We start from the raw sequence: 24,780 nt of genomic DNA, 5'->3' as shown, positions 1-24,780 counted from the left end.
CGTGGCGGCGACCGTCCGGCCTTCCGCCGTGACGACGACCGCGGTGGCTACGGGCGCCGCGACGACCGCCGTGACGACCGGCGCGGCGACGACCGCGGCGGTTACGGCCGGCGTGACGACAACCGCGGTGAGCGCGGCGGGTTCCGGGGGCGGGACGACCGTGGTGCCCGTGGGCCCCGTCGGGACGACCGCGGTGGTCGGCCCGGTGGCTTCCGCCGTGACGATCGTCGTGATGACCGCCGTGACGACCGGGGCGGCTACGGCCGCCGCGACGACAGCCGCGGCGGTGGCCGCTTCCGTGACGAGCGGGAGCGGGACCGGGAGCCGATCAAGCGGCTGCCCATCCCGGAGGACGTCACCGGTGACGAGATCGACAAGGACGTCCGGCAGGAGCTCCAGAGCCTGCCCAAGACGCTCGCCGAGGACGTCGCCAGGAACCTGGTGATGGTCGCCCGCCTCATCGACGAGGACCCCGAGGGCGCCTACGGCTACTCCAGGGTGGCCCTGCGCCTGGCGTCCCGTGTGGCCGCCGTGCGCGAGGCCGCCGGGTTCGCCGCGTACGCGAACCAGAAGTACAGCGAGGCGCTGGCCGAGTTCCGGGCTGCCCGACGGATGACCGGCACCGTGGAGCTGTGGCCGGTGATGGCCGACTGCGAGCGTGGGCTCGGGCGGCCGGAGAAGGCGCTGGACATGGCCGGTGCTCCCGAGGTGCACAAGCTGGACAAGGCCGGTCAGGTCGAGATGCGCCTGGTTGCGGCCGGTGCCCGGCGTGACATGGGCCAGCTGGACGCGGCCATCGTGACCCTCCAGAGCCCCGAGCTGGCCTCCAACTCCGTGCAGGTGTGGACCGCCCGGCTGCGCTACGCCTACGCCGACGCCCTGCTGGCCGCCGGCCGGGACGGCGAGGCGCGTGAGTGGTTCGCCAAGGCCGTCGAGGCCGACCGGGACGGCAGCACGGACGCCTCGGACCGGCTCGCCGAGCTGGACGGCGTGGAGTTCGTCGACGCCCTCGACGAGAGCGACGGCGAGGCCGCGAAGGCCTCGGAGCCCGGGGAGAACCACGGCGAGGACGGCGACGAGGTCACCGACGAGGCCGCTGACAAGGACTGACGTCCGTTGACCGACGTCCGTTGACCGACGTCCGTTGACCGACGTCCGTCACTGAAAAGAGGGCAGGTCCCCCGGCGGGGGTCTGCCCTCTTTCGTGTTGTGGTCGTCCTCGGCGGTCGTCCTCGGACGTGCTGCCGGCTCAGGTCTCCAGGGCCCGCAGCACCAGCCCCGTCGCCGGTTTCGGGCCGAAGGACGTCGACTTGCGCGGCATGGTGACGCCCTGGCGGGCCAGGTCGCGTACGACCTCCTCGCGGACGGGGTGCATCAGGACGGCCGTACCGCCGTCGCGTTCCGCCTTGGCGACCGTCGCGGCCGTGTCGTGGATGTAGGCGATGTGGGCGGGGGAGTCCTCGGGGATGCGCCAGACGTGGTCGAGGAGCGTGGCGTGCAGGACGGTGGCGTCCAGGGAGCGCCAGGCGGCCGGGCGGTCGGCCGGGATCGTGCGGGCCAGCAGGTCCGGGTCCGGGTGGTCGAGCAGGTGGAAGGCACCGTCGCCGGCCAGCAGGAAGGCGTTGCCCGTGCAGGTCGCGTCCGCGAGCACGTCCAGGGCCTCGGCCAGCGGGGCGTCGAGGTGCCGTACCCGGAACAGGCCTTCCACGGCGGCCAGCGCGTCCGCGACCGGCAGGCCGTGCAGCAGGCGGTGGATGGCGCGCACGCGCAGCGGGTAGCGGGCGGTGTCGACGAGGAGGACCAGGCCGTAGTCCCAGGCGCTGGGGGAGGGCTGCTCCGCGCGGAGCAGCCGGTAGGTGGCCCAGCGGTGGTGGCCGTCGGCGATCAGGGCCTGGTGCCGGGCGAGGTCGTCCTGTACCAGGGTCAGCTCGGCGGGGTCGGTGAGCGACCACAGGCGGTGGTGGAAGCCGTCCTCGGTGGTCGTGGAGAGCAGTGGGGGCCGCTGCGCCGTGCGCTCGATGACCTCGGCGGTCGTGCCGTTGCCGCGGTAGGTCAGCAGCAGCGGTTCCAGGTTCGCGCGCGTGGCGCGCATCAGGTCCGCCCGGTCGGCGACGACGGGCGGCATGACGTCCTCGTGCGGCAGCACCACGCCCTCGGACGGCTCCGAGATCCGCAGCGCGCCGATGACACCGCGCTGGAGCAGGCCGTCGCCGTCTCTCTGCTCGTAGACGTACAGGCCGGGTTCCGGATCCGTGGTGAGGATGCCCTCGGTGAGCCAGCGGCGCAGGGTGTCTGCCGCCTGTTCGGTGCGGGCGCTCGGGGTGCCGGCCTCGGGCAGGATGAGCCGGACGATGTTGTGCGGGTCGGCGGACTGGAGGTGGTGTACCCCGTCGGGCCGGACGACGACGTCGTACGGCGGGGACGTGACGGAGGCGAGGCTGCCGACCCGTTCGGGGTCGTAGCGAAGGCCTCGGAACGGCGTGAGTTCCAGGCCTCGGCGCGCCTTCGCTTCCGAGTGACCTGCGGTATTCATCCCGGCATCGTACGTGTGTCAGTGGCGTGCGGGATGATCGGGGGAAAGGCGATCGAACGAGGAGCGATGTGGAATGAGCCAGGCGGTCAGGACGAGGCCCGAGGGCAGTGGGCAGCCCCTGAGCGAGGCGTACGACACGGCGCTGCTCGATCTGGACGGGGTGGTGTACGCGGGCGGGAACGCGATCGCGCACGCCGTCGACTCGCTGGCGGTGGCGCGGACGGGCGGGATGCATCTGGCGTACGTCACGAACAACGCGCTGCGCACGCCGGACGCGGTGGCGGAGCACCTCACGGAGCTGGGCATACCGACGGGGGCGGACGACGTCATCACGTCCGCGCAGGCCGTGGCACGGCTGATCAGCGAGCAGGTGCCGGCGGGGGCGCGGGTGCTGGTCGTCGGCGGTGAGGGGCTGCGGGTGGCGCTGCGCGAGCGGGGGCTGACCCCGGTGGAGTCGGCGGACGACGATCCGGCGGCGGTGGTGCAGGGCTTCGGCGGGCCGGAGCTGACCTGGGGGCGGTTCGCGGAGGCGTCGTACGCGGTGGCGCGTGGGGTGCCGTGGTTCGCGTCCAACACGGACCTGACGATCCCGAGCGGGCGGGGCATCGCGCCGGGCAACGGGGCGGCGGTGGAGGTCGTGCGGATCGCGACGGGCAAGGAGCCGCAGGTGGCGGGCAAGCCGCTGCCGCCGATGCACAAGGAGACGATCATCCGTACCGGTGCGCGGCGGCCGCTGGTGGTCGGGGACCGGCTGGACACGGACATCGAGGGTGCGTTCAACGGCGGGGTGGACTCGCTGCTGGTGCTGACCGGTGTCACCGACGGGACCCTGCTGCTGTCCGCGCCGCCGCAGCACCGGCCGACGTACGTGGACGCCGATCTGCGCGGGCTGCTCACCGGTCAGCCGGAGGTCACGGCGGCGGGCGAGGGTTTCCGCTGCGGCGGCTGGACGGCGGCGGCCGGGTCGGACCGGCTGGAGCTGGAGGGCGACGGCGAGGCGCTGGACGGGCTGCGGGCGCTGTGCGCGGCGGCCTGGACGGCGGCCGGGGAGGGCTCCTGCGAGCTGGACGGCGGGAAGGCGCTGGCGCGGCTCGGACTGTGAGGGGCCCCGGGGATCGAGATCGGGGCGAGGGTAGGCTAACCTAACCTCGTGTTGGTCGACAGTCCTCCGGAACAGCGCGCGGAGACCGCCCCCGCGCCCCCAAGTCGCAAGGCGGTACGGGCCCTTGGGCTCCTGCTCTCCGTCGTGGTCCTGGTGCTCGTCGCTCTGGCGAGCATCGCGATCGGGGCGAAAGCACTGTCGCCGGACCAGGTCTGGCACGGCCTGTTCCACGACACGGGCACGTACGGCGATGTCGTCGTGGACGAGCGCATCTCGCGCACGGTGCTCGGGCTGCTCGCCGGGGCCGCGCTCGGTCTGTCCGGTGCCGTGCTCCAGGCGCTCACCCGCAATCCGCTGGCCGATCCCGGGCTGCTCGGGATCAACGCGGGTGCCTCCGCGGCCGTCGTCACCGCCATCACCTGTCTCGGAGTCACCAGCCTCACCGGCTATGTGTGGTTCGCCTTCCTCGGCGCCGCGGCGGTCGGCGCGCTGGTGTGGTTCCTCGGCGGCAGCCGCGGCGCCACCCCGGTCCGCCTGGCCCTCGCCGGTACGGCCGTCAGCGCGGCCCTCTACGGCTATCTCCAGGCCGTGATGATCACGGACGACGCGGCGCTGGGCAAGATGCGCTTCTGGACGGTGGGTTCGCTGGCCTCGGCCACGAACACGACCATCGTGCAGGTGCTGCCGTTCCTCGCGGCCGGCACGCTGCTGGCGCTCGGGCTGGCCCGGCCGCTGAACGCCGTGGCCATGGGCGACGACACCGCCCGTGCCCTCGGCGCCCACCTGGGCCGCACCCGTGCGCTCGCCATGCTGGCCGCCACCGTGCTGTGCGGTGCCGCGACCGCCGCCTGCGGTCCGATCGTGTTCGTCGGCCTGATGGTGCCGCACGTCGTGCGCTCCTTCACCGGCCCCGACCTGCGCTGGATCCTGCCGTACGCCACGGTCCTGTCGCCCGTGCTGCTGCTCGGCGCCGACGTGATCGGCCGGGTCGTGGCCCGCCCCTCGGAACTCCAGGTCGGCATCGTCACCGCGATCATCGGCGGCCCGGTCTTCATCTTTCTCGTACGACGGCGGAGGACGGCCCAGCTGTGAAGACCCCCACCGTGAACCGGGCCCTGCGCACGCCCGGCGGGCTCTCCCTGCGCCTGGACGTGCGGGCCGTGCTCGTCGTCGTCATCCTGCTGGTGGCCGCCGGTGCCGCGGGCGTGCTGCTGATCGGCACCGGCGACGCGAAGATCCCGGCGGCCGACGTGCTGAGGACCCTCGCCGGGAACGGCACCGCCTATCAGGACTTCATCGTGGGCGAGTTGCGGCTGCCGCGGGTCCTGGTCGGCCTGCTGGTCGGTGCCTCGCTCGGCCTCGGCGGCGCCCTCTTCCAGTCCGTCTCCCGCAACCCCCTCGGCAGCCCCGACGTCCTCGGTCTGTCGCAGGGCTCCACGGCCGGCGCGCTGGTCGTCATCGTGCTGATGTCCGGCACCGCCACCCAGGTCACCCTCGGCGCGCTGATCGGCGGTCTGGCGACCGGATGCGCCATCTATCTGCTCTCCTGGAAGCAGGGCGTGCACGGATACCGGCTGGTCCTGGTCGGTATCGGAATCTCCGCCGTCGCCACCGCGATCAACGGCTATCTGCTCACCAAGGCCGACATCGTCGACGCGGCCCGCGCGGTCGTGTGGATGACCGGCTCCCTCAACGGCCGTGACTGGGACCAGGTCTGGCCGCTGCTCGCCCTGTGCGCCGTCCTCGTCCCGGTCGTGCTCGCGAACGCGCGCGGCCTGCGGATGATGGAGATGGGCGACGACGTCGCGGGCGCCCTCGGGGTGCGCGTGCAGCGCGTCCGGCTGGTGCTGATGGTCTCCAGCGTGCTGCTCACCGCCGCCGCCACGGCCGCCGCCGGACCCGTCGCCTTCGTCGCGCTCACCGCGCCGCAGCTCGCCCGGCGCCTGACCCGCTCGCCGGGCCCGAACCTCGTGCCCTCCCTCTGCATGGGCGCCGCCCTGCTGGTCGCCGCCGACTGGACCTCGCAGCGCGCCTTCGGCGCCGACCAGCTGCCCGTCGGCGTGGTCACCGGCGTCCTCGGCGGCGGCTATCTGCTCTGGCTGCTGGTCACCGAGCGCAGGGCGGGCCGGATATGAGCGGCACGCACACGAATACCTCTAGGGGGTGTCGTTCGGATCAGGCCGGCCGTGAGGAACGGCGCCTGCCGGCCGACCCGAGCGGGGACTGGTGCGTGCAGCTGGAAGGCGGAGGAGGGAGTCGGTCGACGCGTGGGGGCCCCTCCCGCGCGAGCGAAGCCGAGCGTGGGGGAGTCGGCGACCGACGACAACGCCGCAGATGCGCGTGCCAGGCGTCGCGACGCCGGCATGATCCAAACGACACCCCCTAGGAGCACTGTGAACCGCCTGTCCGCCGAGAACGTCACCCTTGCCTACGAACAGCGTGTCATCACCGAGCAGTTGTCGGTGGAGATCCCCGACAACTCCTTCACGGTGATCGTCGGCCCGAACGCGTGCGGCAAGTCGACGCTGCTGCGGGCGCTGTCGCGGATGCTCAAGCCCAGTGCGGGCCGGGTGCTGCTCGACGGGCAGGTCATCCAGTCGATGCCGGCGAAGAAGGTGGCCCGCGCCCTCGGCCTGCTGCCGCAGTCGTCCATCGCGCCCGACGGCATCACCGTCGCCGACCTCGTCGGCCGCGGCCGCTACCCGCACCAGGGGCTGCTGCGCCAGTGGTCGACGGAGGACGAGCGGGTCGTGCGGGAGGCCATGCGGCAGACCGGGGTCGTGGAGCTCGCCGACCGGTACGTCGACGAGCTCTCCGGCGGGCAGCGCCAGCGGGTGTGGATCGCCATGGCGCTGGCCCAGCAGACCCCGCTGCTGCTCCTGGACGAGCCGACCACCTACCTCGACATCCAGCACCAGATCGACGTCCTCGACCTGTGCGCCGAGCTGCACGAGACCCAGGGCCGCACCCTCGTCGCCGTCCTGCACGACCTCAACCACGCGGCCCGCTACGCCACCCATCTGATCGCGCTGCGCGGCGGCACCGTCGTCGCCGAGGGTGCCCCGAACGACATCGTCACGGCCGAACTGGTCGAGGAGGTCTTCGGGCTGCGCTGCCAGGTCATCGACGACCCCGAGACCGGGACCCCGCTGGTGGTGCCGGCCGCGCGCAAGACCAGGGCCGCGGCGGCGTCCTGAGGACGGTCACAGCAGCTTTCTGAGCCGGAACAGGTCCAGCAGGCTCGCCTCCAGCCGCACCCGGCCGGTGCCCCACGCGCTCGCGAAGTTCAGCTCGCCGCCCACCAGGTCCACCAGGTCGTCCCCGGCCATGGCGAGCCTGATCTGCGCCTTCTCCCGCGGCGGACCGGGGTGGGTGTCGTCCACCTCGATCCGGCCGCCGGTCAGCCGGCCGGTGAAGGTGACGTCCAGGTCCGTGACGTGGCAGCTCACCGAGCGGTCCAGGGCGGCGGCCGCCCGGACGTCGCCTTCGGCGCCCTGCATGTTGTCCGAAAGCTTTTCCAGTGCGGCGCGGCACGCCTCGATCGTGGCCATCGCCCCCGACGGTATACCAGCGGTTCGGGGTAGCGTCGGGGCATGAACGACTCGGTTCCGCAGACGGAGATCCCGGCGGACACGCCGGAGGCGGAGGACGCGGCGCAGGAGTACGACCCCGCCGCGCCCGCCCCGCTGAACGTCCCGCGCACCCCCACCGGCAACGCCGAGGTCGACGCCCAGCTCGACCGGCTCGCCGACACCGACCACCTCGCCACCGACGGACACGTCGAGGTGTACGAGGATGTACATCGGGGGTTGCGCGACGCGCTCACCGCGCTCGACGCCCGCCCGGGACCTCAGGCGCCCCCACGGCCGTAGACAAAAGCAGACAAAAGCAGGAGCTGAACCGAACGTGGCAGGAGTCGCACGCCGTCGTCTGGACGCGGAGCTGGTCCGCCGGAAGCTCGCGCGCTCGCGCGAGCACGCCAGCCAGCTGATCATCGCCGGGCGGGTCACCGTCGGCAAGGCCGTGGCGACCAAGCCGGCCACGCAGGTGGAGACGGCCGCGGCGATCGTCGTGCAGAGCGACGACAGCGACCCCGACTACGTCTCCCGGGGCGGCCACAAGCTCGCGGGCGCGCTGGCCGCCTTCGTGCCGCTGGGGCTCGTCGTCGAGGGCCGGCGAGCGCTGGACGCCGGCGCGTCCACCGGCGGCTTCACCGACGTGCTGCTGCGCGCGGGCGCCGCGCACGTCGTCGCCGTGGACGTCGGCTACGGACAGCTCGCCTGGTCTCTCCGGAACGATGAACGGGTCACCGTCAAGGACCGTACGAACGTAAGGGAGTTGACGCTCGACGCGATCGATGGGGAAGCTGTGGATCTTGTTGTGGGCGATCTGTCCTTCATCCCGCTCGGGCTGGTGCTGCCGGCCCTCAAGCGGTGTGTGAAGCCGGACGCCGACCTGGTGATGATGGTCAAGCCGCAGTTCGAAGTGGGGAAGGAACGGCTCGGCAGCGGGGGTGTCGTACGGAGTCCGCAGCTGCGGGCGGAGGCCGTGCGCGGGGTGGCCGAGAAGGCCTGGGAGCTGGGGCTCGGGGTGCGTGGTGTCACCGCGAGTCCGCTGCCCGGCCCCTCGGGCAACGTCGAGTACTTTCTCTGGCTGCGGTCCGGCGCCCCCCGCCTGGACCCGGCCGACGTCGACCGTGCAGTGGCGGAGGGGCCGCGTTGACACAGAACCTGGCGCGTACTGTTTTCCTGCTCGCCCACACCGGGCGGCCCGCGGCGATCCGCAGTGCGGAACTCGTCGTCAAGGGCCTGCTCCGGCATGACATCGGGGTGCGGGTGCTGGAGGAGGAGGCGTGCGACCTGCCGCTCCCCGAAGAGGTGGAGCTGGTCAAGGAGGCGACACCGGACTGCCTCGACGGATGCGAGCTGCTGATCGTCCTCGGCGGTGACGGCACACTGCTGCGGGGCGCCGAGTTCGCCCGCGCGTCCGGCGTGCCGATGCTCGGCGTCAACCTCGGGCGGGTGGGATTCCTCGCGGAGGCCGAGCGGGACGACCTCGACCGGGTGGTCGACCGGGTGGTGGCGCGGTCGTACGAGGTCGAGGAGCGGATGACCGTCGACGTCGTCGTGCACCGCAACGGGGACATCGTGCACACCGACTGGGCGCTGAACGAGGCGGCCGTGCAGAAGGCCGGCGCCGAGAAGCTGCTGGAAGTCGTGCTGGAGATCGACGGGCGTCCGGTGACGGGGTTCGGGTGCGACGGTGTCGTGCTGTCGACCCCGACCGGATCCACCGCGTACGCCTTCTCGGCCGGCGGGCCCGTGGTGTGGCCCGAGGTGGAGGCGCTGCTGATGGTGCCGATCAGCGCGCACGCGCTGTTCGCCAAGCCGCTCGTGACCTCGCCGGACTCCGTGCTCGCGGTGGAGGTGCTGCCGCACATCCCGCCGGGTGTGCTGTGGTGCGACGGGCGGCGGACCGTCGAGCTGCCGCCCGGGGCGCGGGTGGAGGTGCGGCGGGGGGCGGTGCCGGTGCGGCTGGCCCGGTTGCACCATTCGTCGTTCACGGACCGGTTGGTCGCGAAGTTCGCGCTGCCGACCACGGGATGGCGAGGGGCTCCGCACCACTCGACGGAGTGAGAGGGGCGGCCTGTGTGCACTCCCCGCCCCGGACCTCGTATGGTCTGTTCCGTGTTGGAGGAGATGCGGATACGGTCGCTCGGGGTCATCGACGATGCCGTCGTCGAGTTGTCGCCGGGGTTCACCGCGGTCACCGGTGAGACGGGTGCGGGCAAGACCATGGTGGTCACCAGCCTGGGGCTGCTGCTCGGTGGCCGGGCGGATCCGGCGCTCGTGCGGATCGGCGCCGGGAAGGCGGTCGTGGAGGGGCGGATCACCGTCCCCGCGGGCGCGCCCGTCGTCGTACGCGCCGAGGAGGCCGGTGCCGAGCTGGACGACGGCGCGCTCCTGATCAGCCGTACCGTCTCCGCCGAGGGCCGCTCACGCGCGCACGTGGGCGGCCGCAGCGTGCCCGTCGGGCTGCTCGCCGACCTGGCCGACGACCTGGTGGCCGTGCACGGGCAGACCGACCAGCAGGGCCTGCTGAAACTGACCCGGCAGCGGCAGGCCCTGGACCGGTACGCGGGCGACGCCGTCGCCGTGCCGCTGGCGAAGTACGCCGAGGCCTACCGGCGGCTGCGGGCGGTCTCCGCCGAGCTGGAGGAGATCACCACGCGCGCGCGTGAGCGGGCGCAGGAGGCCGACATGCTGCGCTACGGCCTCGACGAGATCGCCGGGGTCGAACCGCGGGCCGGGGAGGACGTCGAACTGGCCGAGGAGGCCGAGCGGCTGGGGCACGCCGAGGCGCTGTCGTCCGCCGCGACGGCCGCGCACGCCGCTCTCGCGGGCAACCCCGAGGACCCCGAGGGGATCGACGCGTCGACGCTCGTGGCGGGCGCCCACCGGGCCCTGGAGGCCGTCCGGTCCCACGACGCGGCGCTGGCCGCGCTGGCCGGCCGGATCGGGGAGATCGGGATCCTGCTCGGCGACGTCGCCGGCGAACTGGCCGGGTACGCCGACGACCTCGACGCCGATCCGCTGCGGCTGGCGGCGGTGGAGGAGCGCAGGGCCGCGCTGACCGCGTTGACGCGCAAGTACGGCGACGACGTCAACGCCGTGCTGGCGTGGGCCGAGCGCAGCGCCGCCCGGCTGACCGAGCTGGACGGCGACGACGAGCGGATCGGGGAGCTGACCGCGGAGCGGGACGCGCTCCGCACCGAACTGGGCGGCCTCGCACAGGCGTTGACGGACGCGCGCACGGAGGCCGCCGCGCGGTTCGCCGCCGCCGTGACCGCCGAGCTGGCCTCGCTGGCGATGCCCCACGCGCGCGTGTCCTTCGACATCCGGCAGACCGAGGACCCGGAGGGCGTCGAGGTCGGCGGGCGCACGGTCGCCTGCGGCCCCTCGGGCGCGGACGAGGTCGAGCTGCTGCTCGCCCCGCACCCCGGCGCCCCGCCGCGGCCCATCGCCAAGGGCGCCTCCGGCGGTGAGCTGTCCCGGGTGATGCTCGCCGTCGAGGTCGTCTTCGCGGGCACCGACCCCGTGCCGACGTACCTCTTCGACGAGGTCGACGCCGGTGTCGGCGGCAAGGCCGCGGTCGAGATCGGGCGGCGCCTGGCGAAGCTGGCGAAGAGCGCGCAGGTCGTCGTGGTCACCCACCTGCCCCAGGTCGCCGCCTTCGCCGACCGGCAGTTGCTGGTCGAGAAGACCAACGACGGCTCCGTCACCCGGTCCGGCGTGAAGGTCCTGGAGGGCGAGGAGCGGGTCCGGGAGCTGTCCCGGATGCTGGCCGGCCAGGAGGACTCCGAGACGGCCCGCGCCCACGCCGAGGAACTGCTGGCGACGGCCCGGGCGGACGCGTGAGCGGCCGGACGGGCACCCTCACCGCCCTGGCGGGCTCCTGCGCGCTCGCCGCCGCCGTCACCCGCGCCGGCACGGCCGCCCTGCGCCTGGGCGTGCCGGGCACGCGCGCGCGTTGGGAGCGGAAGAACCACGCCGGGCGGACCGTCGAGCTGTACGCCGGGCCCGCCTCGGCCGTCGGTACGGCGCTCGCCGCCGCCCGTGTGCACCCGGCCGCCGGGGCCGCCGTACTGGCCGCCGGAGCCTGCGGGGCCTACGACGATGTCGCCGCCCACCTCTCCGGGGACACCCGGCGCGGCTTCCGCGCGCATCTCGGCGCGCTGCGGAACGGCGAGGTCACCAGCGGGGCCGTGAAGCTGTTCGGGATCTCGGCCGCCGGGCCGGCCGCCGGCGCACTGCTGAAGGAGCGGGCGCTGGACAAGCTGCTCGCCGGGATCGTGATCGCCGGTACGGCGCACTTCGTCAATCTCGTCGACGTACGGCCCGGGCGGGCCGCGGGCGCGGTGCTCGCGCTCGGCGCGCCCGGGCTGCTGCGCACCGGGTCCGGCGCCGAGTTGTCGGCCGCCGCGATGGGCGCGGCCGCTGCCGTGCTCCCGGAGGACCTGGGGGAGCGCGCGATGCTCGGTGACACGGGGGGCGCACGCCCTCGGTGCCACGCTGGGGGCGGCCATCGCGGCGGGCAACCGGCGCGCGGGACTGCTCGCGCACGCCATCGCGGTCGTGGCCGCTGCGGCGTACGGCGATCGGGTGACCGCCGCGGTGCGCTCGCTGTGACCGTCTGACCTCGGCGGACGGGGGCGCGCGTCGTTCGCCCGCGCCAGGCATTCCTTCACCCGTGTGGGTGACGTGCGCCGGCGCATTGCCCCGGCCCGCGGCAGCGTGCGCCCGCCCGGGTTTCCCGCAACGGCCCTACGCCCTGGCATGCTTGGCGGAGAACGGGGGCGGGCGGCGGCCCGGACGGGCCCGCGCGGGAGGCGCGCGGGGTATGTCCTTCCGCTCCCTTGCGCCCGCTACTTTCTGTACGTTTCCTCGTGACCGCCCACGTCGAACCAGGAGCCTCGGCCACGTGAGCCCCCTGAGCAGCAACGCGCCGCACGGTCAGTCGACGCTGCGCACCGTGCAGGTGCTGGGCGGAGGCAACGCCGGCAGCAGCGCCCATGTGCGCTCCCTGGCCGCGGGGCTCGTGGCACGGGGCGTGCGGGTCACCGTGTGCGCCCCCGTCGAGGCCGACCGCGCCTACGACTTCACCAGCGCCGGTGCCGAGCACGTGCACGTGCCGCGCAGCAGCGACCCCGTCTCCGTGGCCGCGCTCCGGGCGGCCTGCTCGGGCGCCGACCTGGTGCACGCACACGGACTGCACGCCTCCTTCCGGACCGTGCTCGCGCTCAGCGGCCGGCGCACCCCGCTCGTGGTCACCTGGCACGACCGGGCCCGCGCGGAAGGGCCGCGATCCCAACTGCTGAAGGTGCTGGAGCGGCGCGTGGTCCGCACCGCGACCGTGGTCCTCGGCACCAGCTCCGACCTGGTGGAGCGGGCCCGGCGGACCGGGGCGCGGGACGCCCGGCTGGCCGCCGTCGGCCTGCCCGGACAGCGCACGCCCGTCGACCGCGACGACCCCGACCGGCTGCGGGCCAAGATCCGCGCCGAACTCGGCGCCGGATCGGGCCCGTTGCTCATCGCCGTCGGCTCCCTCGACCGCCACCGCGGCTACGACGTCCTGCTCGACGCCGCCCGCGCCTGGCGGGACCTGGACCCCACCCCGCTGGTCGTGATCGCGGGGGAGGGGCCGCTGCGCCCGCACTTGGCGCGCCGGATCGAGGACGAGGAGCTGCCCGTGCGGCTCATCGGCCGCCGCGAGGACGTGCCCGAACTGCTCGCCGCCGCCGATCTGACGCTCCTGACGAGCAGTTGGGAGTCGCGCTCGGTCCTCGCCCAGGAGGCGTTGTACGCGCGCGTGCCCCTCGTCGCGACCCGGGTCGGCGGCATCCCCGACCTCGTCGGCGACGCGGCCGCCCTCGTCCCCTACGGCGATGCGGAGGCGCTCGCCGACACCGTCGTACGCCTCCTCGATGACCCCGAGCGCTGCCAGGAGCTGCGCGAGGCGGGGGTGCGGCAGACCGCCGGCTGGCCGACCGAGGACGAGACGGTCGCCCAAGTGCTCAGCGTCTACGACGAGTTGACGCAGCCCCGGCCGCTGGCCTGAGCGGGGCCCTCTAGGGCACGTGGCGGCGTGCCCGTAGCGCGAGGCTCAACGCCAGTACCGTCTGCGGGTCGTCGAGGTCGGTGCCCAGCAACTCCCCGATGCGGGCGAGGCGGTTGTAGAGGGTCTGCCGGTTCAGATGCAGTTCGCGGGCCGTCTCCGCCTTGCGGCCGGCGTGCGCCAGATACGTCTCCAGGGTCGGCAGCAGCGGCGGCCTGGAGCGGCGGTCGTGCTCGCGCAGCGGGCCGATCGCGCGGTCCACGAACGCGGCGAGGTCCGGGTGGTCGCGCAGCCGCCACAGCAGCAGGTCGATGTCCAGGCGCCGGGCGTCGTACCAGGGCCGGTCGGTCAGACCCTGCGCGGCCGTCGCCGTCTCCGCCGCGTGCCGCAGTCCCGCCGAGGCGGCCGCCCAGCCGCCCGCCGCGGCGACGACCACGACCGGCGGCGGCGAGCCCGGCCGCCGCATCCCGGCCCGCTCCACCCCCGCCCTGAGGGCCGCCGCCACCCGGTCCGCGACCGCGGCCCGCTCCGGCTCCGCGCGCAGGCCCAGCAGCACCAGCACCCGGCCCTCCACCGGCCGCACCCCCAGCAGCACCGGCACCCCCACCGCCGCCAGCTCCTCGGACACCGCCCGCGCCAGCACCGCCCAACCCCCGCCCGGGGAAAGGGAGTCGCCGATCCGCATCACCACGGGCAGCAGCGGGCTCTCGCCGGGCTTGAAGCCGAGCACCCGGGCCTGTGCCGGAGCGTCCTGCGCCGAGATCCGGCCCTCGGCGAGATCGGTGAGGAAGTCACCGCGGCCGCGCGCCGCCAGCTCCTCCTCCTGCCGGGCCTGCATCAGCACCACGGCCAGGATGCCCGCGGCCCGCTCGGCGGCCATCCGATGCACCGGAGCCAGCGGCGAGCACACCGGCAGCAGCACCAGGCGGGCGCGGACGGAACCCGCCGTCCCCGGTCCGCCGCCGGGCACGTCCACCAGCACCGAACCGGCGGGCGGCGGCGCGTCCTTGTGCGGGCCGCGCAGCCCCTCCCACACCTGGAGCGGATCCGCGCCCTCGGGGCCCTCCCCGGCGGCGTACAGCAGCCGGCCGTCGGGCGTCTCCAGAAACACCGGGTTGCCGCCGAAGCCGGCCAGGATGCCCAGCACCTGCGGCACCCCGCCACCGCCGAGCAGCGCCTCGGTACAGCGCCGGTGCACCTCCTCGGCCCGCTGGAGCAGCGCGTAGTGGCCGTTGACGATCTCGGTGTGGATCTCCTCGGTCACCGTCACGAACGGCACCTCGCGGTGCAGCTGGACCAGCGGCAGCCCGGCGGTCCGCGCGGTGTCCACCAGTGCGGCGGGCAGCCGGGTGAAGCGCGGGCCCAGCTCCACCACCAGGGCGGCGATCCCGCGCTCGGCGAGGGTGCGCACGAACGCCCGCTGCTCGGCGGGGCGGGTGCCGAGGCCGTAGCCGGTGGTGAGGAGCAGCTCGCCGCCCTTGAGCAGCGAGGCGATGTTCGGCACCTCGCCCGCGTGCACCCAGCGCACCGGGCGCCCCAGCCGGTCGGCACCCGCCAGGATCTCGGGCAGTCCGCTGCGCAGGCCGGGCAGCTCCAGGGCCCGCTGCACGGTGATCCCGGCGCCCTGGGTGTCGAGTCGGTGGTCGGTGCGGCTGTCCATGCAGCGGACGCTACCTGCGCGAACGCCCTTCGGGACAGCTTCGGGACGGCTTCGGGTCACACCGGTTCGACGGTGTGACCGAAGCGGAAGACGTTGTCCGGGTCGTAGCGCCGCTTCACCTTCTCCAGCCGCAGCAGGTTCCCGGCGCCGAGGCCCGCCCGCAGCCGCTCGGGGCCCTCGTCGCCGACGAGGCCGAGGCAGACCGCACCGGTGCTCCAGGGCCGTACGTCGGCGCACGCGTCCCGCACCCAGGCCGTCGCACGCTCGTCGTCGGCCGCGTCCGCCCAGCCGGCGAAGGGGTGCAGCAGCCAGGACGCGTCCCGGTACGGCACCGGGTAGGTGTGCGGGCCGGCGGCGATCGCGCCGCCGAGCGGGACGAGCGCCAGCCGGTGCGCGCCCGGCACCGGCAGGTCCGCCGCGCGGGCGCAGAAGGCGTCCACCGCCGCGTCGGGCAGAGCGTCCAGGCACTGCGCCGACCAGTGGGCGCGCATTCCCCACGGCGGGTACGGCAGGGCGTCCGGCTCCGTCTCGTGCGGCAGCGCGAGCAGCGGCCCGGCGAGCTCACGCAGGCCGCTCTCGCCGCCCACGTACGTCAGCAGGGCGCAGCACCCCGGCCCGGACCACGCCCGCGGACCGGTCAGGTACAGCACGGCTCCGCCCACCTCGTCCGGACCGGTACGGATGACCTCGCGGAAGGCGCGGACCACGTCCGGGCCGGCCTTCGGCGGGTACCGCAGCAGTGCGACCGCGTACCGCGGCAGTTCGTGCAGCTCCAGCGTGAGCGCCGTCGCCACGCCGAAACCGCCGCCCCCGCCGTGCAGCGCCCAGAACAGCTCGGGGTTCTCGTCGGCGCTCGCGCGCACCCGCTCGGCGTCGGCCGTCACCAGCTCCACCGCGATGAGGTCGTCGACGGCCAGGCCGAAGGCGCGGTCCAGGCGGCCGGTACCGCCGCCGAGGACGAAGCCGGCGACCCCGGCACCCGGCACATGGCACCCCGTGGCCACGAGGCCGTGGGGCCGGCTCGCCCGGTCCAGGTCGCTCGTCGTGGCCCCGCCCGCGACCCGGACCGCCTCGTCCGCCGGGTCGACGGTGACCGTGCGCATCCGGCTCAGATCCACCAGGAGCGCCCCGTCGACCGGGCCGCCCGCCAGGCCGTGCCCGCCGCCGCGCACCGCGATGTGCAGGTCCAGATCGCGTGCGAAGCGCACCGCCCGGACGACGTCGGCCGTGTCCGCGCACCGGGCGATCACGGCCGGGCGCCGGTCGATCCGTGCGTCGAAGACGGCCCGGGCCCCGTCGTAACCGGGATCCCCCGGGGCGAACACGTCGCCGGCCAGATCCTCGCGCAGCACGGCCAGGGCCGCCCGCGCCGTCGAGAGGGAAGCCATGGCCGACCGCCCCCATTCCGGAAAGGGGGGATGCGTTCGGTTTTCAGCCTAGGCGGGACCGGTCACCGGGTCGCGCTCAGCCTCCGTACGCCCCCGAAGCGGTCAACCGCAGCGCCGTGTCGATCAGCGGCACGTGGCTGAAGGCCTGCGGGAAGTTGCCGACCTGGCGTTGCAGGCGCGGGTCCCACTCCTCGGCGAGCAGGCCGAGGTCGTTGCGCAGGACGAGGAGCTTCTCGAACAGCTTGCGGGCCTCGTCGACGCGGCCGATCATCGCCAGGTCGTCGGCCATCCAGAACGAGCAGGCCAGGAAGGCGCCCTCGTCGCCCGGCAGGCCGTCGACGCCCTCGTCGCCGCCCGAGGTCGGGTAGCGCAGGATGAACCCGTCCGGGGTGGACAGCTCGCGCTGGATCGCCTCGATCGTGCCGATCACCCGCTTGTCGTCCGGCGGCAGGAAGCCCATCTGCGGGATCAGCAGCAGCGAGGCGTCCAGCTCCTGGGAGCCGTAGGACTGCGTGAAGGTGTTGCGCTCCTTGTCGTAGCCCTTCTCGCACACGTCCCGGTGGATGTCGTCGCGCAGTTCCTTCCAGCGCTCCAGCGGGCCGTCCGCGTCGCCGGACTCGATCAGCTTGATCGTGCGGTCGACGGCGACCCAGGCCATCACCTTGGAGTGCACGAAGTGCCGGCGCGGGCCGCGCACCTCCCAGATGCCCTCGTCCGGCTCCTGCCAGTGGTCCTCCAGGTAGCGGATGAGCTTCAGCTGGAGCAGCGAGGCGTAGTCGTTGCGGGCCAGACCCGTCATGTGGGCCAGGTGCAGGGCCTCGGTGACCTCGCCGTACACGTCCAGCTGGAGCTGGTGCGCCGCGCCGTTGCCGACCCGGACCGGGGCGGACTTCTCGTAACCGGGCAGCCAGTCCAGCTCGGCCTCGCCGAGCTCGCGCTCACCGGCGATGCCGTACATGATCTGCAGGTTCTCCGGGTCGCCCGCGACCGCGCGCAGCAGCCACTCGCGCCAGGCGCGGGCCTCCTCGCGGTAGCCGGTGCGCAGCAGCGACGACAGGGTGATCGCGGCGTCGCGCAGCCAGGTGTAGCGGTAGTCCCAGTTGCGCACGCCGCCGATGTCCTCGGGCAGGGAGGTCGTCGGGGCCGCGACGATGCCGCCGGTCGGGGCGTACGTCAGCGCCTTCAAGGTGATCAGCGAGCGGATCACCGCTTCGCGGTACGGCCCGTGGTACGTGCAGTGGTCCACCCACTCGCGCCAGAACTCCTCCGTCGCCTCCAGCGACGCCTCCGGCTCCGGCAGCGGCGGCGGCTCCCGGTGCGAGGGCTGCCACGAGATGGTGAAGGCGATCCGGTCACCGGGGGCGACCGTGAAGTCGGCGTACGTCGTCAGCGACTTTCCGTAGGTCTCCGCCTCGGTGTCGAACCACACCGAGTCCGGGCCCGCGACGGCCACCGTACGGCCCTCGTTCCTGTGCACCCAGGGCACCACCCGGCCGTAGGAGAACCGCATCCGCAGGGCGGAGCGCATCGGCACCCGGCCGGTGACGCCCTCGACGATCCGGATCAGCTGCGGCGCGCCGTCACGCGGCGGCATGAAGTCCGTCACGCGCACGGTGCCCCGCGGGGTGTCCCACTCGGACTCCAGGATCAGCGAGTCGCCCCGGTAGCCGCGCCGGGTGGCCGTCGGCGGCTGCGCGTCGGCCGCGTGCGCCGGGCCGAGCCGCCAGAAGCCGTGCTCCTCGGTGCCCAGCAGGCCGGCGAAGACGGCGTGCGAGTCGAAGCGGGGCAGGCACAGCCAGTCCACCGTGCCGTCCCGGCAGACCAGTGCCGCGGTCTGCATGTCTCCGATGAGTGCGTAGTCTTCGATGCGCCCGGCCACGTGCAACTCCAGTCGAACGGCCACGTCACGCCCCCGCGCAGGGGGCTGTCGCTGATGCGGTCAAGGGGTCGTTGTTGTGCGTCGTTGAGCGGTGAAGCAAAGCAGCCCGCCGAGCCCTGAGGCAAAACGACAGTCCTTGCTCAACGAACTGCCGCGCGCTCGTTGTTCCGGTGGATATCGGCGGGGGTGTGCCGTCGTTCCGGCCTGGCTCGGCAGCGAATGTCCGAGCAGGATACGACGCAGCCAGATGATCTGCGTGCCGCTCCGGACAACCCGTGTGGGCCGAACGAGTGAGCAGCGGGTGATGACGATGTGACCGGCGCGTTTTTGTGGTGACACGTGTGGCGGACGTGGTGGAGACCCGTCGGCCGGCCCCGTGCGGGCACCCGCGGCGGGCCGGGCCGTGTCCGCGCGGGTGCGGAGTGTGGCCGGAAGCCATCTCCTCCGGGCGCTGATACCCTGGTAGCCCGTGGACCGGTGGGACCCGAAGGAAGACAGACGGGCTCCCCCGAACCGCAGCGGCGGCGCCCCCACCCGGAAGCACAGCGATGTCCGGGCCGGCAGCCGCACCGCACGAAAGCCAGCGACCACGGGAGCCCCCTCTTGGCCATGCCGCCGAAATCCACGACGACCAAGCACATCTTCGTCACCGGGGGTGTCGCCTCCTCGCTCGGCAAGGGCCTCACCGCCTCCAGCCTGGGCATGCTGCTCAAGGCCCGCGGGCTGCGCGTCGTGATGCAGAAGCTGGATCCGTATCTGAACGTCGATCCGGGCACGATGAACCCCTTCCAGCACGGTGAGGTCTTCGTCACCAACGACGGTGCCGAGACCGACCTCGACATCGGACACTACGAGCGGTTCCTCGACCGTGACTTGGACGGCACCGCCAACGTCACTACAGGCCAGGTCTACTCCACCGTGATCGCCAAGGAGCGCCGCGGCGAGTACCTCGGTGACACCGTGCAGGTCATCCCGCACATCACCAACGAGATCAAGCACCGCATCCGGCGCATGGCGACGGACGAGGTCGACGTCGTCATCACCGAGGTCGGCGGCACCGTCGGCGACATCGAGTCCCTGCCCTTCCTGGAGACCGTCCGCCAGGTCCGCCACGAGGTCGGCCGTGACAACGTCTTCGTGGTCCACATCTCGCTGCTGCCCTACATCGGCCCCTCGGGCGAGCTGAAGACCAAGCCCACCCAGCACTCCGTGGCCGCGCTGCGCAACATCGGCATCCAGCCCGACGCGATCGTGCTGCGCTGCGACCGCGAGGTCCCCACCGCCATCAAGCGCAAGATCTCGCTGATGTGCGACGTGGACGAGGCCGCCGTCGTGGCCTGCCCCGACGCCCGCTCCATCTACGACATCCCGAAGGTCGTGCACACCGAGGGCCTGGACGCCTACGTCGTGCGCAAGCTCGACCTGCCCTTCCGCGACGTGGACTGGACGACCTGGGACGACCTGCTGGACCGCGTCCACAACCCCGACCACGAGATCACCCTCGCCCTGGTCGGCAAGTACATCGACCTGCCCGACGCCTATCTGTCGGTCACCGAGGCCCTGCGCGCCGGCGGCTTCGCCAACAAGGCCCGCGTGAAGATCAAGTGGGTCACCTCCGACGACTGCAAGACCCCGGCCGGCGCCAAGGCCCAGCTCGGCGACGTCGACGGCATCTGCATCCCCGGCGGCTTCGGCGACCGCGGTGTGCTCGGCAAGGTCGGCGCGATCAGGTTCGCCCGCGAGAACAGGATTCCGCTGCTCGGCCTGTGCCTGGGCCTGCAGTGCATCGTGATCGAGGCCGCCCGCAACCTGGCCGACATCCCCGACGCCAACTCCACCGAGTTCGACCCCGCCACCGCCCACCCGGTCATCTCCACCATGGCCGAGCAGATGGACATCGTCGCCGGCGAGGGCGACATGGGCGGCACCATGCGGCTCGGCATGTACCCGGCCAAGCTCGCCGAGGGCTCCATCGTGCGCGAGGTCTACGACGGCAAGGAGTACGTCGAGGAGCGCCACCGCCACCGCTACGAGGTCAACAACGCCTACCGCGCGGAACTGGAGAAGAAGGCCGGGATCCTGTTCTCCGGCACGTCGCCGGACGGCAAGCTCGTCGAGTACGTCGAGTACCCCCGTGACGCGCACCCTTACCTGGTCGCCACCCAGGCGCACCCGGAGCTGCGGTCCCGGCCGACCCGCCCGCACCCGCTCTTCGCCGGGCTGGTGAAGGCCGCGGTCGAGCGGAAGATCGCGAAGTAGCACAGGAGCGGTACGGTGGCCGGGGCGCGGGTGTCCAGCACGCTCGCGCCCCGGCCGTCGGCGCATGTGGGGAAGGACAGGGCATGACGATCAAGGACAGTCCCGAGGAGTGGGAGATCCGGGCGACGGACACCCCCTTCGTGGGCAACAAGACCTCCGTGCGCACGGACGACGTGGTCATGCCCGACGGCTCGGTCGTCCGCCGTGACTACCAGGTCCACCCCGGCTCGGTCGCCGTCCTCGCCCTGGACGAGGAGGACCGGGTCCTGCTGATCAACCAGTACCGCCACCCCGTGCGGCACAAGCTGTGGGAGATCCCGGCCGGCCTGCTCGACGTCCCCGGCGAGAACCCGCTGCACGCGGCCCAGCGCGAGCTGTACGAGGAGGCGCACGTCAAGGCCGAGGACTGGCGGGTGCTGACCGACGTGTACACCACCCCCGGCGGCTGCGACGAGGCCGTACGGGTCTTCCTCGCGCGGGAGTTGGCGGAGGCCGAGGGCGAGCGGTTCGAGACCGAGCACGAGGAGACCGACATGGAGTACGCGCGCGTGCCGGTCGACGAGCTGGTGCGCCGCGTCCTGGCCGGCGACGTGCACAACAACTGCCTGGTCGTGGGCGTGCTCTCGCTGGTGGCGGCCCGCGGCGGCGACGGTCTCGACGCCCTGCGCCCGGCCGACGCCCCCTGGCCCGCCCGGCCCTTCACCTCCTGAGCCACCCGTTCGGCTCGGTGGTGTGACGATCGCCTGATCCGATCGAGCGATCTGTGCGCCGCGCTCCTCACCGCACGTCAGAGAGCGTGAACTAGGCTTTTCACGCCTGTCTCGGAAGATCCGGCGGGCTTGCGCGTGCGGTGGGACGGGAGTGTGGCCCGTGACGGATCAGGCGGTGGACGCAGGCGGCGTGGGGCGACCGGCGCACGAGGTCACGGACGACTATTTCCTGGGGCGTACACGGGAGTTGAAGGAGCTGCGCGCCGACATCGAGCGCGCGGGCCTGGACACCCTCGCCGGCCGCAAGGCCCCTCGCGCGCGCGTGCTCCTGATCGCGGGCCGCCCCGGCTCGGGCCGGACCGCGCTCGCCGAGAAACTCGTCCGCCAGATCGCCCGCCGCTACCCCGACGGGGTGCTGCGCGCCCGGCTCGGCGAGCCCGACGGCACCCCCGTCCCGGTCGAGCGCACCGCCCGCGACCTGCTCGCCGCGCTGGACCGGCCGGCCCCGCCCGGCGCCGCCGAGGACGAGCTGACCGAGGCGCTGCGCACCGCCCTCACCGACCGGCGCACCCTGCTGCTCCTGGACGACGCGACCGGCGCCGAGCAGGTCGACGCGCTGCTGCCGGACTCCCCGGACTGCCTGGTCGTGGCCGTCTCCAAGGGCCCGCTCACCGGCATCGCGGACGTCCGCCCCTGCACGGTCGGCGGCCTCGACACCAAGTCCGCGGTGGAACTGCTCACCCGCTACACCGGCGCGGTCCGCATCACCGTCGACCCGCGCGCCGCCGAGAGCCTCGCCGAGGCCTGCCAGGGCCACCCGGCCGCGCTGGTGCTGGCCGGCGGCTGGCTCGCCGCCCGACCCCAGGCCGCCGTCTCCGACCTGGCCAAACGGCTGCACGCCGGCGCCGACGACGCCGTGGACGCCAGCCCGCCGGCCCGGGTCCTGCGGCATGTGTACGACGAGCTGTCCGCCCCGGCCGCCCGGATCCTGCGGCTGCTCGCGCTCGCCCCGGCCGGCCTGGCCGACCCGCACACCGCCTCCGCGCTCGCGGGCTGCTCGGTCGACGCCGCCCGCACCGTCCTGGACGACCTCGTCGCCCTCGGCCTGCTGCGCGCGGCGGACTCCCCGCTGCCGCAGTACGAGGTCCCCGGCTGGCTGCACCCGCTGCTGTGGGCCCTCGCCCGGAGCCAGGAGCGGCCCGCGGAGCTCCAGCTGGCCCGGGCCCGGATGCTGGAGCGGACGGTACGGCTGCTCCAGGCGTGCCGGGCGATCACCGAGACGGACAGCCCGCAGGCCCGCGAGAAGCTGAACGCCATGCCCCGCGAGGTGCGCTTCCCCAACCCCCGGGCCGCCGCCGACTGGCTGCGCATCCGCCGGCCCGCCCTGCTCGCCTCCGCCCGGCTCGCGGTGGCCGACGGCGAGCTGGACACGCTCGCCCGGCGGCTGATGTCCCAGCTGGTCAGGGCCCTGGTGGCGCACGAGGGCACCCAGGCCGCCGCGGCCGACCTGTACGGCCTGCACAGCCTCGTCCTCGATGTCGCCGAGCGACGCGGGCTGCCCCGGGAGAAGGCCGCCGCGCTGCTGAACCTGGGCGACGTGGACGCGCAGACAGGCCGCACCCGGGACGCGCTGGCCCGCTATCGGCTGGCGCTGGCGGCCGGACGCGAAGCGAACGACCCGTACGCGACCGGCCGCGCGATGGAATCCGTAGGCGGGGCGTACCAGGAGCTGGGGGACCACGACCGGGCCGCCGACTGGTTCGGCCGGGCCCTGGCCGAGCGGCTGGCCCGGGGCGAGCGCGAGCAGGCCGCCCGGCTGTACGGCCGGATCGCCACCGCCCACACCTACGCGGGCCGTTACGGCGAGGGTCTCAGGAACTGGCGGGCGGCCGTCGCCGGGTACCGCAAGGGCGGTGATGTCGCCGCCCACGCACGGGCGTTGAGCGAGCTGGCCCGGGTGCAGGAGTACGCCGGACGCTTCGAGGAATCGCTGCGCACCTGCCAGGAGGCGGCGGAGTGGGCGCGCCGCGCCGAGGACGTCCGGCTGCAGGCCGCGCTCCAGCTCCGGCTCGCCGACACGCTGGAGCATCTCGGCGACCCCACGGCCGCCCGACTGCACCGCGCGGCGGCCGAGCGCATGCTGGGTGAGGAGGCCCCGCAGGACGGCACCGAGGACGACACAAGGGCGGAACAGGACAGGAACACCTGCGAAATCCGTAGTCCATCCAGTGAAGATTGATGCAATGAAAGGCTAGACACGCAGAACACCTTCATTAAACTGGCTCTGCCGCACGTTCTCCTGCGGTGTCTCCCGGTGTGCCCCCGCATGCCTGGGTATGTCTTGTAACGCCCCCCCATACCCTCTGAGCCAAGGACCGTGATCGACGTGAAGGTCGGCATCCCCCGCGAGGTCAAGAACAACGAGTTCCGGGTGGCCATCACCCCCGCCGGTGTGCACGAGCTGGTGCGCAACGGCCACCAGGTCGTCATCGAGCGGGGCGCCGGCCTCGGCTCCTCGATCACGGACGAGGAGTACGTCTCCGCAGGTGCCGCGATCCTCGACACCGCCGACGAGGTCTGGGCCGCCGCCGAGCTGCTGCTGAAGGTCAAGGAGCCCATCGCGGAGGAGTACCACCGCCTGCGCAAGGACCAGATCCTCTTCACCTACCTGCACCTGGCCGCCTCCAAGGAGTGCACGGACGCGCTCGTCGAGTCCGGCACCACGGCCATCGCCTACGAGACGGTCGAGCTGCCGAACCGCGCGCTGCCGCTGCTCGCCCCGATGTCCGAGGTCGCGGGCCGCCTCGCCCCGCAGGTCGGCGCCTACCACCTGATGGCCCCGAACGCCGGCCGCGGTGTGCTCCCCGGCGGCGTCCCGGGCGTGACCCCGGCCAAGGCCGTCGTCATCGGCGGCGGTGTCTCCGGCTGGAACGCCACGCAGGTCGCCGTCGGCATGGGCTTCGACGTGACCCTGCTCGACCGCGACATCAACAAGCTGCGCGAGGCCGACAAGGTCTTCGGCACCAAGGTGAAGGCGATCATGTCCAACGCCTTCGAGCTGGAGAAGGCGGTCCTGGACGCCGACCTCGTCATCGGCGCCGTCCTCATCCCGGGCGCCAAGGCCCCGAAGCTCGTCACCAACGAGCTGGTGGCCCGCATGAAGCCCGGAAGTGTTCTTGTCGACATCGCGATCGACCAGGGCGGCTGCTTCGAGGACTCCCACCCGACGACCCACGCCGAGCCGACCTTCAAGGTGCACAACTCGGTGTTCTACTGCGTCGCCAACATGCCCGGCGCGGTGCCCAACACCTCCACCAACGCCCTCACCAACGCGACGCTGCCGTACATCGTCTCGCTCGCGAACAACGGCTGGGTCGAGGCGCTGCGCCGCGACGCCGCGCTCGCCAGGGGTCTCAACACCCATGACGGCAAGGTCGTTTACAAGGAGGTCGCGGACGCCCACGGCCTGGAGCACGTCGAGCTGGCGTCGCTGCTCGGCTAAGTCACCTTTTCGTAAAGGCGATACGTCAACAAGGCGTGTCAACGGCACGCACCCGGCCGGACCTTGCCCGACAAGGTCCGGCCGGATGTGTGTATGGTCACTTTGCGGCTCTCGGTCAACTCGCCTCGAACG

At 73.4% G+C, this 24,780-nt stretch carries 19 protein-coding genes and 1 pseudogene; 15 read left to right on the top strand and 5 right to left on the bottom strand.

From position 1 onward, the window contains the following. Window positions 1-336: 336 nt before the first annotated feature. Complete coding sequence (locus ACZ4MF_RS27465; protein ID WP_467494567.1) at window positions 337-1,110, top strand: tetratricopeptide repeat protein; 774 nt, start codon at window positions 337-339, stop codon at window positions 1,108-1,110. A 139-nt stretch (window positions 1,111-1,249) separates the two neighbouring features. On the opposite strand, the gene ACZ4MF_RS27460 is transcribed toward ACZ4MF_RS27465, so the two are convergent. Next, a complete protein-coding gene (locus ACZ4MF_RS27460; RefSeq protein ID WP_467494559.1) occupies window positions 1,250-2,533 on the bottom strand; it encodes a DUF1015 domain-containing protein in 1,284 nt (427 codons plus the stop codon). Window positions 2,534-2,606: 73 nt separating this feature from the next. Between ACZ4MF_RS27460 and ACZ4MF_RS27455 the strand changes: the two genes are divergently transcribed. The 4 genes from ACZ4MF_RS27455 (at window position 2,607) to ACZ4MF_RS27440 (ending at window position 6,832) form a co-directional block, all read left to right on the top strand. Then, the gene (locus tag ACZ4MF_RS27455; RefSeq protein ID WP_467494558.1) at window positions 2,607-3,635 is read left to right on the top strand and encodes an HAD-IIA family hydrolase; all 1,029 of its coding nucleotides are present in this window, start codon (window positions 2,607-2,609) and stop codon (window positions 3,633-3,635) included. 48 nt (window positions 3,636-3,683) lie between these two features. Further along, complete coding sequence (locus tag ACZ4MF_RS27450; RefSeq protein ID WP_467494557.1) at window positions 3,684-4,727, top strand: FecCD family ABC transporter permease; 1,044 nt, start codon at window positions 3,684-3,686, stop codon at window positions 4,725-4,727. Then, entirely contained in the window at window positions 4,724-5,770 is a 1,047-nt protein-coding gene (locus tag ACZ4MF_RS27445) for a FecCD family ABC transporter permease (RefSeq protein WP_467494556.1), read from the top strand. The genes ACZ4MF_RS27450 and ACZ4MF_RS27445 overlap by 4 nt, the downstream gene beginning before the upstream one ends. Before the next feature lie 258 nt (window positions 5,771-6,028). Continuing rightward, window positions 6,029-6,832: an ABC transporter ATP-binding protein gene (locus tag ACZ4MF_RS27440; protein ID WP_467494555.1), complete on the top strand. Its 804-nt coding sequence runs from the start codon at window positions 6,029-6,031 to the stop codon at window positions 6,830-6,832. A 6-nt stretch (window positions 6,833-6,838) separates the two neighbouring features. On the opposite strand, the gene ACZ4MF_RS27435 is transcribed toward ACZ4MF_RS27440, so the two are convergent. Then, complete coding sequence (locus ACZ4MF_RS27435; protein ID WP_467494554.1) at window positions 6,839-7,186, bottom strand: SCP2 sterol-binding domain-containing protein; 348 nt, start codon at window positions 7,184-7,186, stop codon at window positions 6,839-6,841. Between the two features lie 42 nt (window positions 7,187-7,228). On the opposite strand from ACZ4MF_RS27435, the gene ACZ4MF_RS27430 reads away from it, so the two are divergent. The 6 genes and pseudogenes from ACZ4MF_RS27430 (at window position 7,229) to ACZ4MF_RS27405 (ending at window position 13,253) form a co-directional block, all read left to right on the top strand. Further along, window positions 7,229-7,507 (top strand): hypothetical protein, encoded by a 279-nt coding sequence (locus ACZ4MF_RS27430; protein ID WP_467494553.1) that lies wholly within the window; start codon window positions 7,229-7,231, stop codon window positions 7,505-7,507. 34 nt (window positions 7,508-7,541) lie between these two features. After that, window positions 7,542-8,357, top strand: coding sequence for a TlyA family RNA methyltransferase (locus ACZ4MF_RS27425; protein WP_467494552.1), 816 nt, complete (start codon window positions 7,542-7,544; stop codon window positions 8,355-8,357). After that, window positions 8,354-9,271: an NAD kinase gene (locus ACZ4MF_RS27420; RefSeq protein ID WP_071382332.1), complete on the top strand. Its 918-nt coding sequence runs from the start codon at window positions 8,354-8,356 to the stop codon at window positions 9,269-9,271. Before ACZ4MF_RS27425 ends, ACZ4MF_RS27420 begins: the two co-directional genes overlap by 4 nt. Window positions 9,272-9,310: 39 nt before the next feature. Further along, window positions 9,311-11,053, top strand: a complete 1,743-nt coding sequence (recN, locus tag ACZ4MF_RS27415; RefSeq protein WP_467494551.1) for a DNA repair protein RecN — start codon at window positions 9,311-9,313, stop codon at window positions 11,051-11,053. A gap of 26 nt (window positions 11,054-11,079) precedes the next feature. Further along, window positions 11,080-11,824, top strand: a pseudogene (locus tag ACZ4MF_RS27410) (hypothetical protein). A 292-nt stretch (window positions 11,825-12,116) separates the two neighbouring features. Continuing rightward, entirely contained in the window at window positions 12,117-13,253 is a 1,137-nt protein-coding gene (locus ACZ4MF_RS27405; protein ID WP_467494550.1) for a glycosyltransferase family 4 protein, read from the top strand. 10 nt (window positions 13,254-13,263) lie between these two features. Here ACZ4MF_RS27405 and ACZ4MF_RS27400 read toward each other — a convergent pair whose 3' ends face one another. From ACZ4MF_RS27400 to ACZ4MF_RS27390, 3 genes are all read right to left on the bottom strand, one after another. Beyond that, complete coding sequence (locus ACZ4MF_RS27400; protein ID WP_376289117.1) at window positions 13,264-14,910, bottom strand: PucR family transcriptional regulator; 1,647 nt, start codon at window positions 14,908-14,910, stop codon at window positions 13,264-13,266. 56 nt (window positions 14,911-14,966) lie between these two features. Further along, window positions 14,967-16,298 (bottom strand): FAD-binding oxidoreductase, encoded by a 1,332-nt coding sequence (locus ACZ4MF_RS27395; RefSeq protein ID WP_467494549.1) that lies wholly within the window; start codon window positions 16,296-16,298, stop codon window positions 14,967-14,969. Between the two features lie 76 nt (window positions 16,299-16,374). Next, window positions 16,375-18,177: a glycoside hydrolase family 15 protein gene (locus ACZ4MF_RS27390; RefSeq protein WP_467494566.1), complete on the bottom strand. Its 1,803-nt coding sequence runs from the start codon at window positions 18,175-18,177 to the stop codon at window positions 16,375-16,377. A gap of 609 nt (window positions 18,178-18,786) precedes the next feature. Here ACZ4MF_RS27390 and ACZ4MF_RS27385 point away from each other — a divergent pair. The 4 genes from ACZ4MF_RS27385 (at window position 18,787) to ald (ending at window position 24,648) form a co-directional block, all read left to right on the top strand. Then, window positions 18,787-20,436, top strand: coding sequence for a CTP synthase (locus tag ACZ4MF_RS27385; protein ID WP_071382327.1), 1,650 nt, complete (start codon window positions 18,787-18,789; stop codon window positions 20,434-20,436). An 83-nt stretch (window positions 20,437-20,519) separates the two neighbouring features. After that, window positions 20,520-21,146 carry an NUDIX hydrolase gene (locus ACZ4MF_RS27380; protein WP_356022640.1) on the top strand — a complete coding sequence of 209 codons (627 nt, stop codon included), beginning with the start codon at window positions 20,520-20,522 and terminating at the stop codon, window positions 21,144-21,146. Window positions 21,147-21,306: 160 nt separating this feature from the next. After that, window positions 21,307-23,385: a tetratricopeptide repeat protein gene (locus ACZ4MF_RS27375; RefSeq protein ID WP_467494548.1), complete on the top strand. Its 2,079-nt coding sequence runs from the start codon at window positions 21,307-21,309 to the stop codon at window positions 23,383-23,385. 138 nt (window positions 23,386-23,523) lie between these two features. Continuing rightward, window positions 23,524-24,648 (top strand): alanine dehydrogenase, encoded by a 1,125-nt coding sequence (gene ald / locus ACZ4MF_RS27370; RefSeq protein ID WP_467494547.1) that lies wholly within the window; start codon window positions 23,524-23,526, stop codon window positions 24,646-24,648. Window positions 24,649-24,780 lie beyond the last annotated feature (132 nt).

It is taken from the genome of Streptomyces sp. NPDC025793 (assembly GCF_055558375.1).
Note: the sequence above shows the minus strand (reverse complement) of the source record. Positions and strands in the feature narration are given on the sequence as shown.

Coding starts and splice junctions, on each gene's coding strand:
- ACZ4MF_RS27460 (WP_467494559.1), bottom strand. CDS start 2,533: ATGAATACCGCAGGTCACTCGGAAGCGAAGGCGCGCCGAGGCCTGGAA.
- ACZ4MF_RS27455 (WP_467494558.1), top strand. CDS start 2,607: ATGAGCCAGGCGGTCAGGACGAGGCCCGAGGGCAGTGGGCAGCCCCTG.
- ACZ4MF_RS27435 (WP_467494554.1), bottom strand. CDS start 7,186: ATGGCCACGATCGAGGCGTGCCGCGCCGCACTGGAAAAGCTTTCGGAC.
- ACZ4MF_RS27430 (WP_467494553.1), top strand. CDS start 7,229: ATGAACGACTCGGTTCCGCAGACGGAGATCCCGGCGGACACGCCGGAG.
- recN (WP_467494551.1), top strand. CDS start 9,311: ATGGTCTGTTCCGTGTTGGAGGAGATGCGGATACGGTCGCTCGGGGTC.
- ACZ4MF_RS27400 (WP_376289117.1), bottom strand. CDS start 14,910: ATGGACAGCCGCACCGACCACCGACTCGACACCCAGGGCGCCGGGATC.
- ACZ4MF_RS27395 (WP_467494549.1), bottom strand. CDS start 16,298: ATGGCTTCCCTCTCGACGGCGCGGGCGGCCCTGGCCGTGCTGCGCGAG.
- ACZ4MF_RS27385 (WP_071382327.1), top strand. CDS start 18,787: ATGCCGCCGAAATCCACGACGACCAAGCACATCTTCGTCACCGGGGGT.
- ACZ4MF_RS27380 (WP_356022640.1), top strand. CDS start 20,520: ATGACGATCAAGGACAGTCCCGAGGAGTGGGAGATCCGGGCGACGGAC.